Consider the following 19,534-nt stretch of genomic DNA (forward strand, 5'->3'; position numbering starts at 1 on the left):
CGGTGCAAGCGTGACAGATTATCAGCACAGGCTGCGGCACGGCTGCAACCTGATGGGAGCCAGCGCATTTCCATAGTGGAAACATCGGCTTCCGAAAGGAAGGCTGGTCGAGATCGGGACAGAGAAGAGACAATTGCGCATATTTCCTTCATGCCCTGGCAAGGAAGCGGCGTTAAAATCGGCACCAGAAGAGGCAATCCGGGAGGTTGTCATGGCTCTACATATGGATATCAGTCAGAACGTCCCCCAGGACGAGATGTACGAGAAATTTCAGATCGACCGGCCCGGCAAGATCACCTTCATCGGGCATCATCTCAGCGCCAAAGACACCATGCGCTGCCTGGTGCGCACCATATCGCTTTACGGCGCGGAACTGGATGTGAGCCCCGAGCTGGAAATGCCGGCCAATTTCTATCTGGAGATTCTCGGCATTCGCGACGAGATCGGCTGCACGCTGATCCGCCGGGAGGAAGAAAAGGTCACGATCGGCTTCAACATGCTGATCGATGCCGAATTCCTGCACCATGTCCGCCGGCTGAGTTTCGAGACCAGCGCCTGATCTGTCGCGATCGGCCGATGGTTTTTCCATCCCCATGCCTGGGACGTAAAATTCTGTTCCAAAACAGTCATGCCGTAACCGGCCGCGCCTTGCGTCCGGTTTTTTTGTACCTATTGTGAGCCGGGTTTTCACACACAGGTACCGGAACTTTCAGCCAATGTCCGCTTTTTCACGCCTCACGCCGCTCGCCGTCTCGCTTCCTTCCACCGTTCCCTTCGTTGGCCCGGAAGCCATCGAGCGGAACCGCGGCCTGAAGGTGGAGGCGCGAATCGGCGCCAACGAAAGCGGCTTCGGCCCCGCCCCATCCGTGCTGCTGGCCATGCGGGATGCGGCGGCGGAGACCTGGATGTACAGCGATCCGGAAAATTTCGAGCTGAAGGAAGCGCTTGCCATCCACCACGGCGTTGCGCGCGGCAACATTGCCATCGGCGGCGGGGTTGATGGCTTGCTGGGTGAGATCGCCAGGCTGATCGTCGAGCCAGGCACGCCCGTGGTCACTTCCTTTGGCGGCTACCCCACCTTCAATTACCATGTGAACGGTTTCGGCGGCAAACTCGTGACCACGCCCTATGTCGACGATCACGAAGACCTCGACGGCCTTCTCGATCTCGTTCACAGGGAAAATGCGCCGCTCGTCTATTTCGCCAACCCTGATAATCCGATGGGAAGCTGGTGGGAGGCGAGCGAAGTCGTCGCCTTTGCCCGTGCGCTGCCGGAAACCTGCCTGCTCATTCTGGACGAGGCCTATTGCGAAACCGCGCCCGCCAGCGCCGTGCCGGCCATCGATGCGCTGATCGGCCAGCCGAACATCCTGCGCATGCGCACCTTCTCGAAAGCCTATGGGCTGGCCGGCGCGCGTGTGGGTTATGCCATCGGCACGCTCGGCAATGTCGAAGCCTTCGACAAGATCCGCAATCATTTCGGCATGGCGCGCATTTCGGTCGCCGGCGCCTTGGCGGCATTGAAGGATCAGGCCTATCTGCATGAGGTGGTTGGCAAGATTTCCGATGCCCGCGAACGCATTTCCGCGATCGCCCGCAATAACGGCTTTTCCCCCCTGCCGTCGGCCACCAATTTCGTCACCATCGATTGCCACCGCGACGGCGCTTATGCCCGGGCCATCGTTGACGGGCTGATGGAGCATGGTGTCTTCATCCGCATGCCGGGCGTTGCCCCGCTCAACCGCTGCATTCGTGTGAGCGCCGGCACCGCCGACAAGCTCGATCTTTTCGAGCAGGCGTTGCCGAAGGTTCTCAAGGCGATCGGCTAAATTCCCCCCAACCTCATTCCTGTGCTTGTCACAGGAATCCAGCCGATGCGGCTCTCACGCGGCGGAAAGACTCCTCTCAGCCCAAGGACTTGGGCTGGCTGGATCCCTGTGACAAGCACAGGGATGAGGGTGTCGGGCTTGGCGGCATATGATCCGAGACCGCGCATTGCGAGCATCGATTCAACACCCTCCCCCAACCCCCTGTTCGAGAATCATTTTCCGCATCACCAGACATAAGAAAACCGCGCCGGCCTTGTTCCTGCCGGTCGCGGTTTGATGTGTCAGCGCAAAAGCCCTTTTCAAGGCCCTCGCCGCGTTCCCCTTCGGGTTTACTTTCCTTTGCACCGGTCATCGGGACTGGAGGGAACCGGACCGGAAATCTCAATGATATCTAGGGTAAATCAGTGCATCGTCATCCAGTCGCGGGCGGCGCGCAGCGCCTCGGCCAGTTCCGACTTCGTCATGTTGCGGGCAAGATCGGCGCGCAGCGAGGCGGCTCTTTCCGATCCGCGGATCGCGGCGATGTTGAGCCATTTATGGGCCGCAATCAGGTCCACCTTGCAGCCCCGGCCGGTCGCATAGACCAGGCCGAGATTGCAAAGAGTGTCGGCGCGGGTTTCGCCACCGGCAGCCATTTCGATATCGCGGATTTCAAAGCGTGCCATTTTTTTATCCCTGTCTTCTCGCCTGTTTCGTCATGTGCCTTCTTGTCGAGGCTATCGTCCGGACCCGCCGTCTTCTGCGGCTTTTTTGTCCTTCCGTCCGGCAGGTTTTCCCTGCGCTTTTGATGACTTCACTATGCCACCGGGCTTTCAACGCTCGCTTAAAAGGCATGATTAATGCGGCGCAAACAAACTGCAAACGATTGGTAAAATTGGGTTTTTGTTAAATATCACGGGCCGCGGAAATTAAGGACTTTGCGGCGAATTTTACGAAAGCTTTACAATTGGATTTAAACCCTTCCTTCACCACGATCAAAACAGCGATTTTCAAAATCGCTCTCCTCTTCTCTTCCCGACGAAGCAAATGCCGCGCCGCAGCCGCAAATTTCTGTTTCCTTTTACGTGAACGTCAAATACTATCCGCCTGCCCGTCATGAGGATGAAACGGGCACAGGATATCGCGGAGTAAAGAGCAATCGTTGCACCGCAGGGTGGCTTTGGGCCAGAAACGGCGCATTGCACGCTCAAAGGGTTTGATCTGCGCATCGCGCCTTCGGGCCCATCCGGCTCAGGAAAGCCTGCGCGAATTTCGGGAGGAATTTTATGAAGCGTATCATGACGATTGCCGCCGCCCTCATGATGAGCGGCAACCTTGCCTTTGCCGGCGAGGCAATCGAAGGCAATTGGAAGACGGCGAGCGGCGAAACGGCGACTATCGCCCGCTGCGGACAGTCTTTCTGCATCGTGGTTAAAACCGGCGCCCATGCCGGAAGACAAATTGGCAAGCTTTCCGGTACCGGTGGCACCTATGTCGGCGACATCACCGACCCCGCGAACGACAAGACCTATAGCGGCTCCGGCACCGTTTCCGGCAACTCGCTGAGCATGAAGGGCTGCGTGCTGAAGGTTCTGTGCAAATCGCAGACCTGGACGCGGCTTTAATCGAAAAGGCGGCGGGCGGGGTTTTATCCTCCCGCCCGCAGACCAGCGCCCGACGGCGCTATGTCCAGCCCAATGATTGCGTCCGAGACCGCGGACGCACGCCGCATGGAAGCCACATATCCGTTGCTGTATCGTCGCACCCAGCCGGACACCACGAGAGCGACGCATGCGCCCCACCCTTTCGACAATCCTGATTGCAGGCACATCCCATGTCGGCAAAAGCACCCTTGCCGGCCTGTTGAGCGAAAGGCTGCGCTGCGAGGCAATATCGACCGACAGTCTCGCCCGCCATCCGGGAAGGCCATGGCCGGCCATTCCGGCGCCGGTGGAGGAATATTACGCACAGCTCTCGGCGGAAACGATCCACTGGTTTCTGAAGATACATCACCAGAACATCTGGCCGCTGATCCGCACGATGATCGACAGCAGTTCGGGCACCGGCAATCCCGCCATCTTCGAGGGCGCGGCCTTGCGGCCGGAATTCATATCGCCCCTGCTCGGCGGCACGGTTGCCGGCGTTTTTCTTCATGCCGACAATGATTTCCTTCTCGAGAGAATGCGCTCTCACGCGCGATATGAAGATGCAACGGCCGGCCAGCGGCGGATCATGGACGCTTTCATCGAACGCTCGCTGCGGGAAAATACCGAGATGCTGGCGTCTGCGCGGGAACACCGCGTTCCGACTGTCGATGTCAGCAAGGCAGATGCGTTCGAGAGCCTCGCGAGCGATCTTGCGGCGCGCGCGGAAACCTCCCTGTCCTGATCGAAAAGCGGTCGGTGCACGCGATCTCGGCGCCATCGCGGCATCAATCCGCCATGTCACCGCCCGTTAACATCCCTGAACACCATATGAACCGGGGTCTCAGGGTCCGTTCAGTCCGACTGTGGCAAAACTCTGTCCATCAACTTCAATAAAGGGGAATGGACATGGCAAAGCTGATCAGCCGACTGGCAATCTTCGCGTTTCTCATGGCGATCTTCGCCATGTCCTTCGCCTCGCTCGTCGTTAATCCGAACCGCAGTTTCCAGCGGGTGAATGCGGGCGCGGCAATCGCCTGCCAGCACAGCCCTTCGCCCGCCGCCAATTGCCCCGTCGTACTCTGAGGACCTGATGATGATGACGACAAGCTTTTCCAACGGCCTGTTCTCCGCCCTGCGGCTGGTGCTGATGGCCTCGATCTTTCTCGGCCCGGTGGCCGGACTTGCGGTTTACAAGGCGGATCCCCGCCCGGCCTCGAAGGGCGCCGGTTTCGTGCTCCTGATGAGCCTGCAGCGCGGCGCGCTCGGCTGAGGTTTCGCGCGCCTTTTATCGATCCAGCAGCTTTTTCCGTTTCTTTTCAGTTTCTTCGTATTTCTGTCGCTTGCCTGTCGAAATTGGCCTCTTATAATGGGCCATGACAATAGCAAAACCAACGATTCCGCCCTTCACCTTCATCAGCCCCGAGCCTTTCGCGCCGCAGACATTCACGGACCCGAAAGAAGCTGTGGCGGCTTTGACCGCGCTTTACGAACGCAATACGGCGTTCCTGATCAATTCCTTCACCGACCTTGCCAAGGGCGCGCCGATTGCCGGCCGTTACCGCGCCTGCTACCCGCAGGTGAGCCTTGAGACCGCAACCTTCGGCCATGTCGATTCACGCCTCTCCTACGGCCATGTCACCGCACCCGGCGTCTATACGACGACAATCACCCGGCCGGAATTGTTCCGCCATTACCTGAAAGAGCAGCTGGGGCTTCTGATGAAGAACCACGGCGTTCCGGTAACGGTGGCGGAATCGGCCACGCCCATTCCGCTGCATTTCGCTTTCGGCGAAGGCGCCTATGTCGAGGCGGCGGCGGCTTCGTCGCTCTCCGACGTGCCGCTGCGCGATCTGTTCGATACGCCCGATCTCAACAATACCGACGATCTCATCGCCAATGGCGAATATGACCAGGTGCCGGGCGAACCCGCACCGCTTGCGCCCTTCACCGCGCAGCGCATCGATTATTCGCTGGCCCGCCTCAGCCACTATACGGCGACGAGCGCCAGCCATTTCCAGAACTTCGTGCTGTTCACCAACTACCAGTTCTATATCGACGAATTCGCGGCCTGGGCGCGGCAGCTGATGAAGAATGGCGGCGAAGGCTACACCGCCTTCGTGGAACCCGGCAACATCGTCACCCATGCGGGCTCCGACAAGCCGGAGACGGACGCCGTTCTCGCGCGCCTGCCGCAGATGCCGGCCTATCACCTGAAAAAGAAGGGCCATGCCGGCATTACGCTGGTCAATATCGGCGTCGGCCCCTCGAACGCCAAGACGATCACCGACCACATCGCCGTGCTGCGCCCGCACGCCTGGCTGATGGTCGGCCACTGCGCCGGCCTGCGCAACAGCCAGCGGCTGGGCGACTATGTTCTGGCGCACGCCTATGTGCGCGAGGATCACGTTCTCGATGACGACTTGCCGGTCTGGGTGCCGATCCCGGCCCTTGCCGAAGTGCAGCTGGCGCTGGAAGGCGCTGTCGCCGAAGTTACGGGTTACGAAGGTTTCGAGCTGAAGCGCATCATGCGCACCGGCACCGTCGCCACCATCGACAACCGCAACTGGGAACTTCGCGATCAGGCCGGTCCGGTCAAGCGCCTGTCGCAGTCGCGCGCCATCGCGCTCGACATGGAATCGGCCACCATCGCGGCCAATGGCTTCCGCTTCCGCGTGCCCTACGGCACCCTGCTCTGCGTCTCCGACAAGCCGCTGCACGGCGAATTGAAGCTGCCGGGCATGGCGACGGAGTTTTATCGCACACAGGTTGCCCAGCATCTGCAGATCGGCATCCGCGCCGTGCAGAAGCTTGCCGCCATGCCGACCGAAACGCTGCATTCGCGTAAGCTCAGAAGCTTTTACGAGACGGCGTTCCAGTAAAATCTGTATCCTACGAAGCGCCCTTGGTGTATGATTTCGAAAATCGATACACCAAGGATCTCTATATGCGTACGAACATCGAACTTGATGACGCTTTGATCGCCGAAGCAATGGAAATCACTGGTCTGTCCACCAAGAAGGCGACCGTTGAAAAGGCGTTGCGCGATCTCGTGCGCATTCATCGCCAGATGCGCGCCCTCGATGCATTGGAAAGCATGGGCTGGGAAGGCGATCTGGATGAAATGCGGACGGATTGGGATGCCGATACGGATTGGGACGTGAAGAACGCCAAATGATCGTCGCAGATACCTCTGCCTGGATTTCGTTCATTCGAAAAGACGCCCCTGCCCTTTCCGCCAAGTTCCGCGCCCTTATGGCGCAGGGCGAAGTTCTGATCGGCGACATCATTCTTCTCGAGGTGCTGAGAGGTGCGCGCGATGGTCATCATGCGCGCCACCTTGAACAGATGATGAGCGAATTTCCCTGCATTGCGATGATGTCTCCCCAACTCGCCATCAAGGCTGCCGCAAATTACCGCTTTCTGCGCGGTCGCGGCCATACGATCCGGAAAAGCAACGACCTCATCATCGGCACCTACTGCATCGAGCACGGACATAAATTACTGCATAATGACCGGGACTTTCAGCCGATGGCCGATCATCTCGGCCTGCAATTCGCCTGAACCTCAAACCACCTTCACCGTCCCTTCCACCCGCACCGGAAAATTCACCGACCGCGCAATGAAGCATTTGTCATGCGCATCATGGTGCAGTTCGTCCGCCCGGGCGGCATCCCCCTTCGATATGGTGATGACCGGTTTCAGCACCACTTCGCTGAATTGCCCCGCACCATCCTTTTCCATGACAAGCGTGCCTTCGGCATTATCGACATAGTCTTCGACGATGATGCCGTTGACCGAGCAGAAGTGCAGGTACCAGAGCTTGTGGCAGGCCGAGAGCGAGGCGACGAGCAGGTCTTCCGGGTTCCATCGGGCGGGATCGCCGCGGAAGGCGGGGTCGGAGGAGCCGGCAATATCGGCCTTGCCCGCCGTGGAAATCGTGTAGTCGCGTTCATAATCGCGGTAGCCCGAGGTGCCCTTGCCGCGATTGCCGGTCCACTTCACCTGCACGGCGTAATGATGTTCCTGTCCTGCCATGTGATTATTCCTCCCTTGGAATCTTTTTTCGCATTTTCTAACGGAAACCGGTGTCCAATTTTCCTAAAAATGCTCTCGCGTATCGCGCAGGTGGTCGAGCCCCTTGCGCAGCGTCTCAATGATCTGGTCCACCTCCGACCGGCTGATGGTCAAAGCCGGCGAGGCCAGCATGCGGTCGCCGGTGGCGCGCATGACGAGACCGTTTGCCAGGCAATGGTTGCGTACGGCGGTTCCGATGTCGTCCGGCTTGGCAAAACGCCTGCGCGTCGCCTTGTCGGCCGTTATCTGCAGGCCGCCCATCAGGCCGACATTGACAGCTTCGCCGACCAGTTCATGATCAACAAGGCTTTTCCAGCCCTCGGAGAAATAGGGGCCGATATCGTCGCGCACCCGCTCCACCAACCCGTCCTCCTCGATGATGCGGAGGTTTTCGAGTGCTGCGGCGGCGCAGACAGGATGGCCGGAATAGGTGAAACCGTGGTTGAAATCACCGACCTCCGACAACATCACTTCCGCCACCCGGTCGGAGACGATGACACCGCCGATCGGCAGATAACCTGATGACAGTCCTTTGGCCACGGGTGCGAAATCCGGTTCCACGCCGAAATGCTGATAACCGAACCAGGAGCCGAGACGGCCGAAACCGCAGATCACCTCATCGGAGACGAGCAGGATGTTGCGCGCCTTGCAGATGCGGGCGATTTCCGGCCAATAGGTCTCCGGCGGCACGATGACGCCGCCTGCCCCCTGAATGGGTTCGGCCACGAAAGCGGCGACATTTTCCTCGCCGAGTTCATCGATTTTCGCATCCAGTTCGCGAGCGACCTTCAGGCCGAATTCGGCCGGCGAGAGATCGCCACCCTCGGCATACCAATAGGGCTGGCCGATATGGGCGACGCCCTCGATCGGCAGGTTGCCCTGCTCGTGCATCCACTTCATGCCGCCGAGCGAAGCCCCGGCGACCGTCGAGCCGTGATAGCCGTTACGCCTTGCGATCACCCTGGTCTTCGTGGGATGGCCGAGTGCCTTCCAGTAGACGCGCGCCATGCGGAACCAGGTGTCGGTGGCTTCCGAACCGGAATTGGTGAAGAACACATGGTTCATCTTCGGCCCGGCGCGCGAGGCGATCTTCTGCGCCAGAAGTGTCGCGGGCGGCGTGGTGGTGCCAAAAAACGCATTGTAATAGGGCAGTTCATTCATCTGCCGCTGCACGACATCGGCGATCTCGCGGCGGCCGTAACCGATATTCACGCACCAGAGGCCGGCAAAGGCGTCGAGATATTTCTTGCCGGTGCTGTCATAGATGAACACCCCTTCCGCGCGTTCGATGATGCGGGTGCCGGCGGCGTTCAGCTTGCCCATATCGGAAAAGGGGTGAAGGTGATGGGCGGCATCGATGGCGGCGAGATTGGACATCGGCTTGGAGACTTCATTCATGACAGATCGCACTCCCATAAAGGCAACGGCGCTCACGCCACCGCGCCCGCCGAACATGGCCGGGCGGCCTCGATTTGGCAAGGCTGGTGGTTTTTAGGGGGCATTGATTGGCGCGGCGTGGCTGCTTGTTTCTTCTCCCCGCCGGGGAGAAGGTGGCCCGAAGGGTCGGATGAGGGGGGGAAAGCGCGGAGATATACGGAGAGCTTGCCCCCTCATCCCGCTGCCGCGGACTTCTCCCCGGCGGGGAGAAGAAACAAGCGGCATTCGCTCTGTTCTTCAGCCACACCTCATGCGAAAAACGCCCGCCCCACCAGCACCTTCAATTCGCCGGCATGGACTTCGAGCGCCACGTCGCGCTCCATGGGCAGCAATTCGCCATCGATGACGCAGCGCAGGTCGTGGCGTTTCTTCGGAAAATGCAGTTCCACATCCGTCACGGTCATGGCCGTCACGGCGGCATTTTCCTTGAGCTTGCCGCGCAGAATGTCAAAGGCGAGTTTTGCGACGCCCGTGGGGCGCAGCGGATCGGTGAGATAAAAGCCGAGATGGCCGCCCGAGAGATTATCCGCCACCAGCAGCGAGCTTTGGCCAAACTCGTTGTTGGAAACGGAAATGGCCGAAACCTTGCGGTGCTGGGTTACGCCATTGACGGTATATTCCACCTCAAAGACCGGCGGATTGAGGATGACGTTGATGGCGGCGCGGATGCTCGCCTTGATCTTGCCGAGCCGGGAGGCAAAAGCGAGATTGTTGCGATAACGCACCATGCGCGAATGCAGGCCGGCGGAAAACTGGTGCACAAAAAGGCGGCCATTGGCGCTGGCGATATCGACGCTGGCAATTTCGCCATGCGCCAGCGTTTCCAGCACCTGGCGAATATCGAGCGGCAGCTTCAGCGAGCGGGCGAACAGGTTCATGGTGCCGGCCGGAACGATGCCGAGCGCGATGCGATGTTTCCAGGCAATGGCCGCCGCTGCGGAAATCGTGCCGTCACCGCCGCCGGCAATGATGCCTTCAATGCCCGGTTCGTCGGCGGCGCGTTCCATTTCCTCGACGACATCCTTTCCGGAGACCAGACGGCAATCGATCGCGTGGCCGGCGCGGGTGAAGACCTCGCGGGCATGGTCGCAATACGCCTCCATGTCGGTGGTGCGAAACGTGCCGCCGTCACGATTGAAAATTGCGATGAGCTTCATGTTTCCAACCCGATCCAGTAAGGCAGCCGCGCGTAAATGCCTGTCGTCCAGTAGAGTTCCGAACACCATCGCGTGAAGATACTCTTTTGCCGAGAATCGCTCTACCGCAACGCATCATTTCATGTTAGGGATCACTTAAGGTCATTTTCATGACCGCACATCTCCAGTCAGGGCAGACCGCTCCCATACGGTCTTGCCCTTTTTTCTGTGGGCCCTTCCCGCTTTTCAGGTCACGATGAGCCACTCGAATATTTCCGAAGCCCGCCCTGACGCGGCGAGTGAAACCGTTTACACGGCAGCGCCTGCCGTGGCCCTGTCGCCGCTTGCCATCGCGCTCATCGAGCTGGCGCTGTCCGCCGGCGGCTTCGGCATCGGCACCGGCGAATTCGCCATCATGGGCCTCCTGCCTGACGTTGCCACGACCTATGGCGTGACGGTGCCGCAGGCGGGTTATGTGATCACGGCCTATGCTCTCGGTGTCGTCATCGGCGCGCCGATCATTGCGGTTCTTGCCGCACGCATGACGCGGCGCACCCTGCTTCTCGGCCTGATGGGTCTTTTTGCAGCCGGCAATATCCTGAGCGCCATCGCGCCGGATTTCCTGAGTTTCACCGTGCTGCGCTTCATCACCGGCCTGCCGCATGGCGCCTATTTCGGCGTCGCGGCACTGGTGGCGGCCTCCATGGCGCCGATCCACAAGCGCGCCCGCGCCGTGGGCCGCGTCATGCTCGGCCTCACCATCGCCACCCTGCTCGGCACGCCGCTCGCCACCTTCTTCGGCCAGCTGCTTTCCTGGCGCGCGGCCTTCATGCTGGTGGGCGGCATCGCGCTTTTGACCGTCGCCCTGCTCTGGTTCTTCCAGCCGCGGGACAAGGTGGAGGAAGGCGCCAGCGTGTGGCGCGAACTCGGCGCTTTCCGCCGTGTGCAGGTGTGGCTGACGCTCGCCATCGCCGCCGTCGGTTTCGGCGGCATGTTCTCGGTCTTCAGCTATATCGCCAAGACCACCACCGACGTGGCGATGATGCCGGTCTCCACCGTTTCGATGGTGCTGGCGCTGTTCGGCATCGGCATGAATGTCGGCAATGTGGTCGGTTCGCGGCTCGCCGATATCTCGCTCAACGGCACGATTGGCGGCATGCTCGCCTTCAACGTGCTGGTCATGACCGTATTCGGCATGACGGCGGACGATCCGTTCATGCTCTGCCTCTGCGTCTTCCTGATCGGCTGCGGTTTCGCCGCCTGTCCGGCCGTGCAGACGCGGCTGATGGATGTGGCGCAGGATGCGCAGACGCTGGCCGCCGCCTCCAACCATTCCGCCTTCAACATCGCCAATGCGCTCGGCGCCTGGCTCGGCGGCCTCGTCATCGCCATGGGTTTCGGTTACGCCTCGACAGGTTATGTCGGCGCGGTTCTGTCCCTTCTCGGGCTTGGCGTTTTCCTTGTTTCCGTCTCCGTCGAGCGGCGCGAAAAGGCGGCGTGACGTCGCCTTTTTTACAGCCAGCACCGCTGCCCCTCGCCGCGGTGCAGAACCTTGCGGAAATTTCACAATCGGGCGCTTGACTCTTTCCGGTTTCAGGCGCAACACGGCCTTACGCGCAGGCCAATCAGCACGGCGCGGATTTCAACGGAGCATCATTGGATGTCTAGCGACAGTAGCAGTCGATTGCCTTTGCCGAGACCGGCGAACGTGAACTGATCCGACCGCTGTCGGCTCACCACCGCGTTCGCCGTTATCGGCGAATCGACGGAAAGGTGAGCAATCATGAACTTCCACAACCTCTCCCAGAGGGCCAGCAAGGCCGCACGTCTTCTTCGTAGCGGAAACGCCGGCTCCACCACCATTGCCGAACGTGTCGAGCACCTCAACACGCTCGATGTCGGCGATGCCGTAACCGCCCTTCTCGCCATGCCGCAGGCAAAGGCCGTCGCCATTCTCGACCGGCCGGAACTGCATGGCGCCGCCGCCATCATCGCCAATATTCCGGTTGAACAGGCCGCCCGCCTCGTCAATCTGATGTCCGACGACCGCGTCGCCGACGTCCTGGCGGAAATGGCCGAAGAGCCGCGGGCAAAGCTGTTTTCCCGGCTGGACCGCACGACGGCGCTCTCCATCCAGCACCTGATGGGGTATCCGCCGCGCACCGCCGGCTCGATCATGACCACGGAATTCGTCAGCGTGCCGGACAATTGGACGGTGGAACAGACCCTTTCGCACATCCGCGTCGTCGAGCGGTCGCGTGAAACGGTCTATGCCATCTATGTGCTGGCCGAGGACGGAACGCTTTCCACCGTCGTGACATTGCGTCGTCTGCTGACCGGGGAGCCCGGCGCTTCCATCCTTTCCGTCGCGTCGAAGGAAGGCATTGCCTATGCAAGCCCGCTGATGTCGCAGGAGGATGTGGCCCGGCTGATCCGCAAGCACGATCTTCTGGCGCTGCCCGTCGTCGATGACCACTCGCATATTCTCGGCATCGTCACCGTTGATGACGTGATCGACACCATGATCGCCGACACGACGGAAGACGCCCACAAGTTCGGTGGTATGGAAGCGCTGGGCAAGCCCTATATGACGATCGGTTTTCCGGACATGATCCGCAAGCGCGCCGGCTGGCTCGCAGCACTCTTCCTCGGTGAAATGCTGACGGCCAGCGCCATGCAGCATTTCGAGGGCGAGCTGGAAAAGGCCGTGGTGCTGACGCTGTTCATTCCGCTGATCATGTCGTCCGGCGGTAACTCCGGTTCGCAGGCCACCTCGCTCATCATCCGGGCGCTGGCGCTCGGCGAACTGAAGCTTTCCGACTGGTGGCGGGTGCTGCTGCGGGAAATCCCGACCGGCCTGACGCTTGGCTGCATTCTGGGCGCCATCGGCTTCCTGCGGCTCAGCCTCTGGCAGCAGGCGGGTTTCTACGATTACGGCGAACACTGGCTGCTGGTCGGCGCAACGGTCTTTGCGGCCCTCGTCGGCATCGTCACCTTCGGTTCGCTGGCCGGCTCCATGCTGCCCTTCCTGCTGCAGCGCCTGCGGCTCGACCCCGCCAGCGCGTCTGCCCCCTTCGTCGCGACGCTGGTGGATGTCAGCGGGCTGATCATCTACTTCTCGGTGGCGCTGGTGATCTTGAGCGGCACGTTGCTCTAAAAGACGAAAGGCCCGCTCGGAGGAGCGGGCCTTCAACTTTTTAGGGCACAGAATAATCCCTCCTCCGTCATGCCGGACTTGATCCGGCATCCAGCCACGGCGCGTCTGCGCCGTGAAGAGAGTCTATTGCGATCAAAGACTTGATCGCGCTGGACCCCGAATCATCCTCGGACTTGTTCCGGGGACCGGGGTGACGGAGTGCGGATGATGTAACTTTGCCAAAAGCGTCGTTTCAATCGACAAAGCCCTAATCACCCACCCGCGTTGATCACGCCCGTTCCCAGCAGTCCAAGCAAAATAAAGCCAATGACCACGCGGTACCAGACGAAGGGCATGTAGCTCTTGGTCGAGACCAGCTTGAGGAACACGACGATCACGGCATAACCCACCACGAAGGCGATCAGTGTCGCGAGCCCCGTCGGACCCCAGCCGACCGGATTGTCCTCGCCGATGCTCTTGAAGAGCTGGTAGAAACCGGAGCCGAAGACGGCGGGAACGGCGAGCAGGAAGGAATAACGCGCCGCCGCCTCGCGGGTATAACCTAAAAGCAGGCCGGCGCTGATGGTGCCGCCCGAGCGCGAGACGCCGGGGATGAGCGCCATGGCCTGCGCGAAACCGAACAGGATGCCATCGCGCCAGATAAGCTGGTTCAGCTTGTAACGCTTCTCACCGATCCTGTCGGCAATGCCGAGAACGATGCCGAAGACGATCAGCATCACGGCGGTGATGTAAAGGTTGCGCAACGAGTGCTCGATGGCATCCTTGAAAAACAGGCCAAGAAATACGATCGGCACCGAGCCGATGATGATGAGCCAGCCGAGCCGGGCATCGGCCTTGTTATACTCGCCGAGGCGCAGGTTCTGCCGGAGCCAGGCCACGGCAATGCGCATGATATCCGACCAGAAATAAACCAGCACGGCCGCTTCGGTGCCGATCTGCGTAATCGCGGTGAAGGCGGCACCCGGATCCGCGCCGGAGGGCAGGAACTCCCCGGCGATCCTCAGATGCGCGCTTGAAGAAATCGGAAGAAATTCCGTAAGCCCTTGCAAAAGGCCGAGAAATGCGGCCTCCAACCAACCGATGCTCATGTGTCCTGATGTCCCTGCTGCGAATCGAGATGGCAGCATTATGCATCAATCGGGGCAAATCCGTGTTGCATTGCACCATGAAAATAGTGAAGGCTGGCGTGTTTTAATGGATGGTTTTTCAGCCTGCCGCCGGCCTTGTTTGTGCCGCATGGCAGGAAACGGGTGGCCGGCCTCTGGGCCGCTCAAATAAGATCGCGTCATTGCCCGAAACACCGAGGACAACATGACGCCTCAGCCAGAAACGCTCCCACCCCTGAAGATGCTTCAAAGAATGTTTGAAGTGGAAATGTCTTTCATGCAATCGGAATCGCGCGATATCGCGATACTGGCGAAAGCCTTTCACCCGGATGTCGTGATTCACGAACCAACATCTTTGCCGTATTCGGGTGACTGGAAAGGCCTGCCGGGCATCGCTGCATTGATGCGAGCAATGAGCCAGACATTTAGCAAAATGGCGGTTGAAGATCTGAGCTGCTCCGGCTCTGCCGAAAAGCTTCACGTCTCCTGTTTCCTGCATATGACAAGCCGCACCACAGGGGTGGAGATCAGACAGCCATTCGCGCAGATTCTGCGGTTCCGTGACGGGCTGCTCATCGAAGGAACGCCGTTCTATTTCGACACGGCAGAGATTGAGGCAGCCCTGAGGGAATCATTGCCAGCCGGTACGCCGATGGCCTCTAGCCGGTAAGCATCGCCGATCCCAACCGGATGGTGCGGGACCTGTGCCGCACCCTCTGCTCCAGAACAATCCCCGTCGCGCCGCGCGATATTCAGGCCGCCTTCCCCGCAGCCGCCGGAAGACGGGTATATTTCGCGCCGTTCTTGCACACGACATGGGCGTCGCCCCAGCTTTTCAGCGCCGAGATCACCGGCTTCATGGTCTCGCCAAGCGGCGTCAGCGCATAATCCACGCGCGGCGGCACCACCGGAAAGACGGTGCGGGAAATCAGGCCGGCCTCTTCCAGCTCGCGCAGCTGCTTGGTAAGCATGCGCTGGGTGACGCTGGGAATATGGCGGCGCAGCTCGTTGAAGCGCAGGGTGCCCTCATTGATGAGGTGATAAAGGATCACGCCTTTCCATTTTCCGTCGAGAAAACTTAGGGTCGATTCCACCGGGCAGCCGGGAAAATTGCCGGTGAGCTTGGCGCGCGGTCGCGACATCACAGTATCCTTTTTGTATGTATCATCACAAAATGTGCATTCTTGCGATCGATGTTCATATGTATCAAATAAGAGGCACGCAAACAAGCAAAGGAGACTGTTCATGCGCGCCATCGGTTACAGGACCAGCCAGCCCATCACTGCGAAAGATGCCCTTGTCGACATCGACCTGCCCCAGCCGGAAGCGAAGGGACACGATATTCTGGTGGAGGTGAAGGCGGTTTCGGTGAACCCTGTGGACACCAAGGTGCGCCGCAACCAGTCGCCGGAAAGTGGCGCCACCCGCGTGCTGGGTTTCGACGCTTCGGGTGTGGTGAGGGCCGTGGGTGACAAGGTCTCGCTGTTCAAGCCGGGTGACGAGGTGTTTTACGCCGGCGTCATCAATCGTCCGGGCTCCAACAGCGAATTCCATCTGGTCGATGAGCGCATCGTCGGCGCAAAGCCGAAATCCCTGAATTTCGAGGAAGCCGCCGCCCTGCCGCTGACCGCCATCACCGCTTACGAGACGCTGTTCGACCGGCTGCGGGTGAAGGAGCCGGTTCCCGGCGCGGCCAACGCCATTCTCGTCATCGGCGGCGCGGGCGGCGTCGGCTCCGTCGCCGTCCAGCTTCTGCGGGCGCTGACCGACCTCACCGTCATCGCCACCGCATCACGGCCTGAAACGATTGCCTGGGTGAAGGAGCTCGGCGCGCATCACGTCATCGATCACAGCAAGCCGATCGCGCCGCAGGTGGAGGCGCTCGGGCTTGGTGCGCCGGGCTTCGTCTTCTCCACCACCCATAGCGACATCCATGCCGCCGACAGCGTGGCGACCATCGCGCCGCAGGGCCGCTTCGCGCTGATCGACGATCCCGCCGGCGGTTTCGACGTCATGGCCTTCAAGCGCAAATGTGTCTCGATCCATTGGGAAATGATGTTCGCCCGCGCGGTTTTTGAGACACCTGACATGATCGAACAGCACAAGCTGCTGAACCACGTTGCAAAACTGGTCGATGGCGGCAAGATCAAGACGACGCTGACCGAGGTTTTCGGCACCATCAATGCCGCAAATCTCATCAAGGCGCATGCGCTGATCGAGAGCAACAAGGCCAAGGGCAAGATCGTGCTTTCAGGCTTCTGATCGAAGGTGCGGCGTCCGCATCGCGGACGCTTCCGTCCTATGGGGAATATCTGTGCCGCGCGCGAAAACCGCGCGGCCATTCCATCAATCGTCGTCCGGATCTTCCGGGCATGGCCAGGAGGCCGGCGCGGTGAGGCCATTCGGCAATTTGGTCTTGGCGTCACCGCAGGCAATGTCGATCTGCTTCTGATCAAGGCCGGTGGCCATGGAAAGATCGACCCCTTCGATCCGCGTCAGGAGCAGGAAGGCGCTGGTGAAATCCACCGGGCCGCCGAGTTTCGCGCCGCCAAAGCGGGCCCGCGACAGGTTGGTCAAAGAGAATTTCGAGCCGTTCAGCGATGCGCCCTCGAAATCGGCGCGCCCGAGTTCGGCCTTGGTGAAATCCGTGCCGTCGAGCTTGGTCTTCTCAAATTTGGTTCGCTGCATTTCGGCATTGATGAATTTGGCATTGGTGGCGTCGGCGGCGGAAAAATCGCTGCGATAGGCCTCCACCTTTGTCAGATTGGCGCCCTGAAGGTTCGCCTCACCCAGCGCCGTGCGGATAAGCTTGGCCTTTTCGAGATTCGCCCCCTTCAGCGAGGAGCCGCGCAGGTCCGTATAGGTGAAATCCGTGCCGTAGAGCATCGCCGAATCGAGATTGCTGCCGCCGAGCATCAGAAGGCGCTTGTTGCATTCGCGCCAGTCGATGCCGGCCATGGCGTCGGTGCGGCAGCTTGCGGCCACCAGCGGGCCGCCGCTGAAAGAAACGGCAATCATCGCAAGCGCCGCCACACCGGCAACGCACCCTGTCTTCCGCACGATATTCAGCCTTTGAAAGCCGGACATTCTTCCACTCCCTGTCGTCGGGCGACGGCGCAAACGCAACAGCTCCTGAGCCAGCCCAAGGACCATATGCACATTCAAGGCGTTACCGCATTCACGGCCCGCAATCCACGGGCGACGCGATGCTACAACACTCCAACATCCTATATGTAAGAAATCGAAGGGCAATCCACAAATACTGAGGGGGAGCGGGCCGTAGACGCCGATCATGCCGGACGGGACCCGGCCTCGCAACCGGTCCCAACACGCTCGACGTCATCCTCGGGCCTGTCCCGAGGATCCATCCACGTCTCGTAAAATCAATCCGTTGCAGATGCTCGGGACGAGCCCGAGCATGACGAGAGAGAGTTTAAGCTGCGCCATCACATATTGGCGTAAACCGGCCCCTCACCCCCCTGCGGCGGCACCCAGTTGATGTTCTGGTTGGGATCCTTGATATCGCAGGTCTTGCAATGCACGCAGTTCTGGGCGTTGATGACGTAGACTTGCCTGCCGTCCTTCTCCACCCATTCGTAAACGCCTGCCGGACAATAACGCGTCGAGGGACCGGCAAAAACGTCGTGTTCGGAGCGCTTCTGCAACGCCATGTCCTTCACCTGAAGATGCACCGGCTGGTCCTCCTCATGGTTGGTCGAGGACAGGAATACCGAGGACAGACGGTCGAAGGTCAAAACGCCATCCGGCTTCGGATAGGCGATCGGCTTGTGCTTCGAAGCCGGTTCAAGGCTCTCAGCATCCGTCTTGCCGTGCTTCAGCGTGCCGAAGAAGGAGAAGCCGAACAGCTGGTTCGTCCACATGTCGAGACCGCCGAGCCCGACGCCAACCAGCGTGCCAAATTTCGACCACAGCGGCTTGACGTTTCTGACCCGCTTCAGATCCTTGCCGATATCACCGTCGCGCCATTCGGCCTCGATCTCCGCCACCTCGTCATGGGCGCGACCGGCCGCAATCGCTGCCGCAACCTTGTCCGCCGCCAGCATGCCCGACAGCACCGCATTATGGCTGCCCTTGATGCGCGGCACATTGACGAAACCGGCGGAACAGCCGATCAGCGCCCCGCCCGGGAAAGTGAGCTTCGGCACCGACTGGTAACCACCTTCGGTGATGGCGCGCGCGCCATAGGAAATGCGCTTGCCGCCCTCGAAGGTATCGCGGATTGTCGGATGCGTCTTGAAGCGCTGGAATTCCTCGAAGGGATAAAGATAGGGGTTCTTGTAATTGAGGTGGACGACGAAGCCGACGGCAACGAGATTGTCCTCGAGATGATAGAGGAACGAGCCGCCGCCGGTCTTGAAGCCGAGCGGCCAGCCGAAGGAGTGCTGCACCAGACCCTGCCTGTGCTTCTCCGGCTTGACCTGCCAGAGTTCCTTGATGCCGATGCCGAATTTCTGCGGCTCGCGATCCCTGGACAGGTCGAATTTGGAAATCAGCTGCTTGGCGAGCGACCCGCGTACGCCTTCGCCGATCAGCACATATTTGCCGTGCAGCTCCATGCCGCGGGTGAAGTTCGGACCCGGCTCGCCGTTCTTCTCGATGCCCATATCGCCGGTGGCGACACCGATGACCGCGCCTTCATCATTATAAAGCACTTCGGTTGCGGCAAAGCCCGGATAGATCTCGACGCCGAGCGCTTCGGCCTTTTCCGCCAGCCATCGACAGACCAGCCCAAGCGAGACGATGTAATTGCCGTGATTGTTCATCAGGGGCGGCATCATGAAATTCGGCAGACGGATCCCGCCGGCCGGGCCCAAAAACAGGAACTGGTCGTCCTTGACCTCGGTCTTGAAGGGATGCCCCTCCTCCTCGCGCCAGCCCGGCAGCAGCCGGTCGATGCCGATCGGATCGACCACTGCGCCCGAGAGGATATGCGCGCCGACTTCGGCACCCTTTTCGAGAACGACGACCGAAAGCTCCGGCTCCACCTGCTTCAGACGGATCGCCGCGGCAAGACCCGCAGGACCCGCGCCGACGATCACAACGTCGAATTCCATCGCTTCGCGTTCGGGCAGTTCCATCGCTTCCGTCATCTCATCCTCTCAGATCGCCGGTCCCATCCGGCTGTTATTATATATCCGCTTCCCGGCAT

Annotated in this window: 21 protein-coding genes; 13 read left to right on the forward strand and 8 right to left on the reverse strand. The window is 60.4% G+C overall.

The window, feature by feature from the left end; translation table 11 throughout:
• The first annotated feature begins 211 nt into the window (after positions 1 to 211).
• Positions 212 to 559 (forward strand): hypothetical protein, encoded by a 348-nt coding sequence (locus AC5YUO_RS02705; RefSeq protein WP_400811836.1) that lies wholly within the window; start codon positions 212 to 214, stop codon positions 557 to 559.
• A 157-nt stretch (positions 560 to 716) separates the two neighbouring features.
• The gene (locus AC5YUO_RS02710; RefSeq protein ID WP_496154154.1) at positions 717 to 1,829 is read left to right on the forward strand and encodes a pyridoxal phosphate-dependent aminotransferase; all 1,113 of its coding nucleotides are present in this window, start codon (positions 717 to 719) and stop codon (positions 1,827 to 1,829) included.
• A gap of 401 nt (positions 1,830 to 2,230) precedes the next feature.
• Here the strand turns inward: AC5YUO_RS02710 and AC5YUO_RS02715 are convergent, their stop codons facing one another.
• Positions 2,231 to 2,494 (reverse strand): SEL1-like repeat protein, encoded by a 264-nt coding sequence (locus AC5YUO_RS02715; RefSeq protein ID WP_003524109.1) that lies wholly within the window; start codon positions 2,492 to 2,494, stop codon positions 2,231 to 2,233.
• A 600-nt stretch (positions 2,495 to 3,094) separates the two neighbouring features.
• Here AC5YUO_RS02715 and AC5YUO_RS02720 point away from each other — a divergent pair.
• The 7 genes from AC5YUO_RS02720 (at position 3,095) to vapC (ending at position 7,015) form a co-directional block, all read left to right on the forward strand.
• Positions 3,095 to 3,433, forward strand: a complete 339-nt coding sequence (locus AC5YUO_RS02720) for a DUF2147 domain-containing protein (RefSeq protein ID WP_496154155.1) — start codon at positions 3,095 to 3,097, stop codon at positions 3,431 to 3,433.
• Positions 3,434 to 3,599: 166 nt separating this feature from the next.
• Positions 3,600 to 4,196, forward strand: coding sequence for an AAA family ATPase (locus AC5YUO_RS02725; RefSeq protein WP_496154156.1), 597 nt, complete (start codon positions 3,600 to 3,602; stop codon positions 4,194 to 4,196).
• Positions 4,197 to 4,354: 158 nt separating this feature from the next.
• Positions 4,355 to 4,537, forward strand: coding sequence for a hypothetical protein (locus tag AC5YUO_RS02730; RefSeq protein WP_020809511.1), 183 nt, complete (start codon positions 4,355 to 4,357; stop codon positions 4,535 to 4,537).
• A 7-nt stretch (positions 4,538 to 4,544) separates the two neighbouring features.
• A complete protein-coding gene (locus AC5YUO_RS02735; RefSeq protein WP_400812516.1) occupies positions 4,545 to 4,724 on the forward strand; it encodes a hypothetical protein in 180 nt (59 codons plus the stop codon).
• A 103-nt stretch (positions 4,725 to 4,827) separates the two neighbouring features.
• Positions 4,828 to 6,333 (forward strand): AMP nucleosidase, encoded by a 1,506-nt coding sequence (gene amn, locus AC5YUO_RS02740; protein WP_400811830.1) that lies wholly within the window; start codon positions 4,828 to 4,830, stop codon positions 6,331 to 6,333.
• Between the two features lie 65 nt (positions 6,334 to 6,398).
• The gene (locus AC5YUO_RS02745; RefSeq protein ID WP_496154157.1) at positions 6,399 to 6,629 is read left to right on the forward strand and encodes a type II toxin-antitoxin system VapB family antitoxin; all 231 of its coding nucleotides are present in this window, start codon (positions 6,399 to 6,401) and stop codon (positions 6,627 to 6,629) included.
• Entirely contained in the window at positions 6,626 to 7,015 is a 390-nt protein-coding gene (gene vapC, locus AC5YUO_RS02750; RefSeq protein WP_496154158.1) for a type II toxin-antitoxin system VapC family toxin, read from the forward strand. The genes AC5YUO_RS02745 and vapC overlap by 4 nt, the downstream gene beginning before the upstream one ends.
• 3 nt (positions 7,016 to 7,018) lie before the next feature.
• Here vapC and AC5YUO_RS02755 read toward each other — a convergent pair whose 3' ends face one another.
• From AC5YUO_RS02755 to AC5YUO_RS02765, 3 genes are all read right to left on the reverse strand, one after another.
• Entirely contained in the window at positions 7,019 to 7,489 is a 471-nt protein-coding gene (locus AC5YUO_RS02755) for an OsmC family protein (RefSeq protein ID WP_496154159.1), read from the reverse strand.
• Between the two features lie 63 nt (positions 7,490 to 7,552).
• Positions 7,553 to 8,926 (reverse strand): aspartate aminotransferase family protein, encoded by a 1,374-nt coding sequence (locus AC5YUO_RS02760; protein ID WP_496154160.1) that lies wholly within the window; start codon positions 8,924 to 8,926, stop codon positions 7,553 to 7,555.
• A gap of 287 nt (positions 8,927 to 9,213) precedes the next feature.
• Positions 9,214 to 10,122, reverse strand: coding sequence for a diacylglycerol/lipid kinase family protein (locus tag AC5YUO_RS02765; protein ID WP_496154161.1), 909 nt, complete (start codon positions 10,120 to 10,122; stop codon positions 9,214 to 9,216).
• A gap of 235 nt (positions 10,123 to 10,357) precedes the next feature.
• Here AC5YUO_RS02765 and AC5YUO_RS02770 point away from each other — a divergent pair, with 235 nt between their 5' ends.
• Together AC5YUO_RS02770 and mgtE are read left to right on the forward strand one after the other, a co-directional pair.
• Entirely contained in the window at positions 10,358 to 11,602 is a 1,245-nt protein-coding gene (locus AC5YUO_RS02770; RefSeq protein ID WP_496154162.1) for an MFS transporter, read from the forward strand.
• A gap of 282 nt (positions 11,603 to 11,884) precedes the next feature.
• Entirely contained in the window at positions 11,885 to 13,258 is a 1,374-nt protein-coding gene (gene mgtE / locus AC5YUO_RS02775) for a magnesium transporter (RefSeq protein WP_496154163.1), read from the forward strand.
• A gap of 251 nt (positions 13,259 to 13,509) precedes the next feature.
• Here the strand turns inward: mgtE and AC5YUO_RS02780 are convergent, their stop codons facing one another.
• Positions 13,510 to 14,346 (reverse strand): undecaprenyl-diphosphate phosphatase, encoded by an 837-nt coding sequence (locus AC5YUO_RS02780; protein ID WP_496154164.1) that lies wholly within the window; start codon positions 14,344 to 14,346, stop codon positions 13,510 to 13,512.
• Between the two features lie 271 nt (positions 14,347 to 14,617).
• On the opposite strand from AC5YUO_RS02780, the gene AC5YUO_RS02785 reads away from it, so the two are divergent.
• Entirely contained in the window at positions 14,618 to 15,034 is a 417-nt protein-coding gene (locus tag AC5YUO_RS02785) for a nuclear transport factor 2 family protein (protein ID WP_496154165.1), read from the forward strand.
• An 82-nt stretch (positions 15,035 to 15,116) separates the two neighbouring features.
• On the opposite strand, the gene AC5YUO_RS02790 is transcribed toward AC5YUO_RS02785, so the two are convergent.
• Positions 15,117 to 15,506: a winged helix-turn-helix transcriptional regulator gene (locus AC5YUO_RS02790; RefSeq protein ID WP_496154166.1), complete on the reverse strand. Its 390-nt coding sequence runs from the start codon at positions 15,504 to 15,506 to the stop codon at positions 15,117 to 15,119.
• Positions 15,507 to 15,609: 103 nt separating this feature from the next.
• Here AC5YUO_RS02790 and AC5YUO_RS02795 point away from each other — a divergent pair, with 103 nt between their 5' ends.
• Complete coding sequence (locus AC5YUO_RS02795; protein WP_496154167.1) at positions 15,610 to 16,626, forward strand: zinc-binding alcohol dehydrogenase family protein; 1,017 nt, start codon at positions 15,610 to 15,612, stop codon at positions 16,624 to 16,626.
• 84 nt (positions 16,627 to 16,710) lie between these two features.
• Here the strand turns inward: AC5YUO_RS02795 and AC5YUO_RS02800 are convergent, their stop codons facing one another.
• Positions 16,711 to 17,451: a pentapeptide repeat-containing protein gene (locus tag AC5YUO_RS02800; protein ID WP_496154168.1), complete on the reverse strand. Its 741-nt coding sequence runs from the start codon at positions 17,449 to 17,451 to the stop codon at positions 16,711 to 16,713.
• A 359-nt stretch (positions 17,452 to 17,810) separates the two neighbouring features.
• Positions 17,811 to 19,475, reverse strand: coding sequence for an electron transfer flavoprotein-ubiquinone oxidoreductase (locus tag AC5YUO_RS02805; protein ID WP_496154169.1), 1,665 nt, complete (start codon positions 19,473 to 19,475; stop codon positions 17,811 to 17,813).
• Between the last annotated feature and the right edge of the window lie 59 nt (positions 19,476 to 19,534).

The organism is Agrobacterium sp. LEGMi-208b, assembly GCF_059511785.1.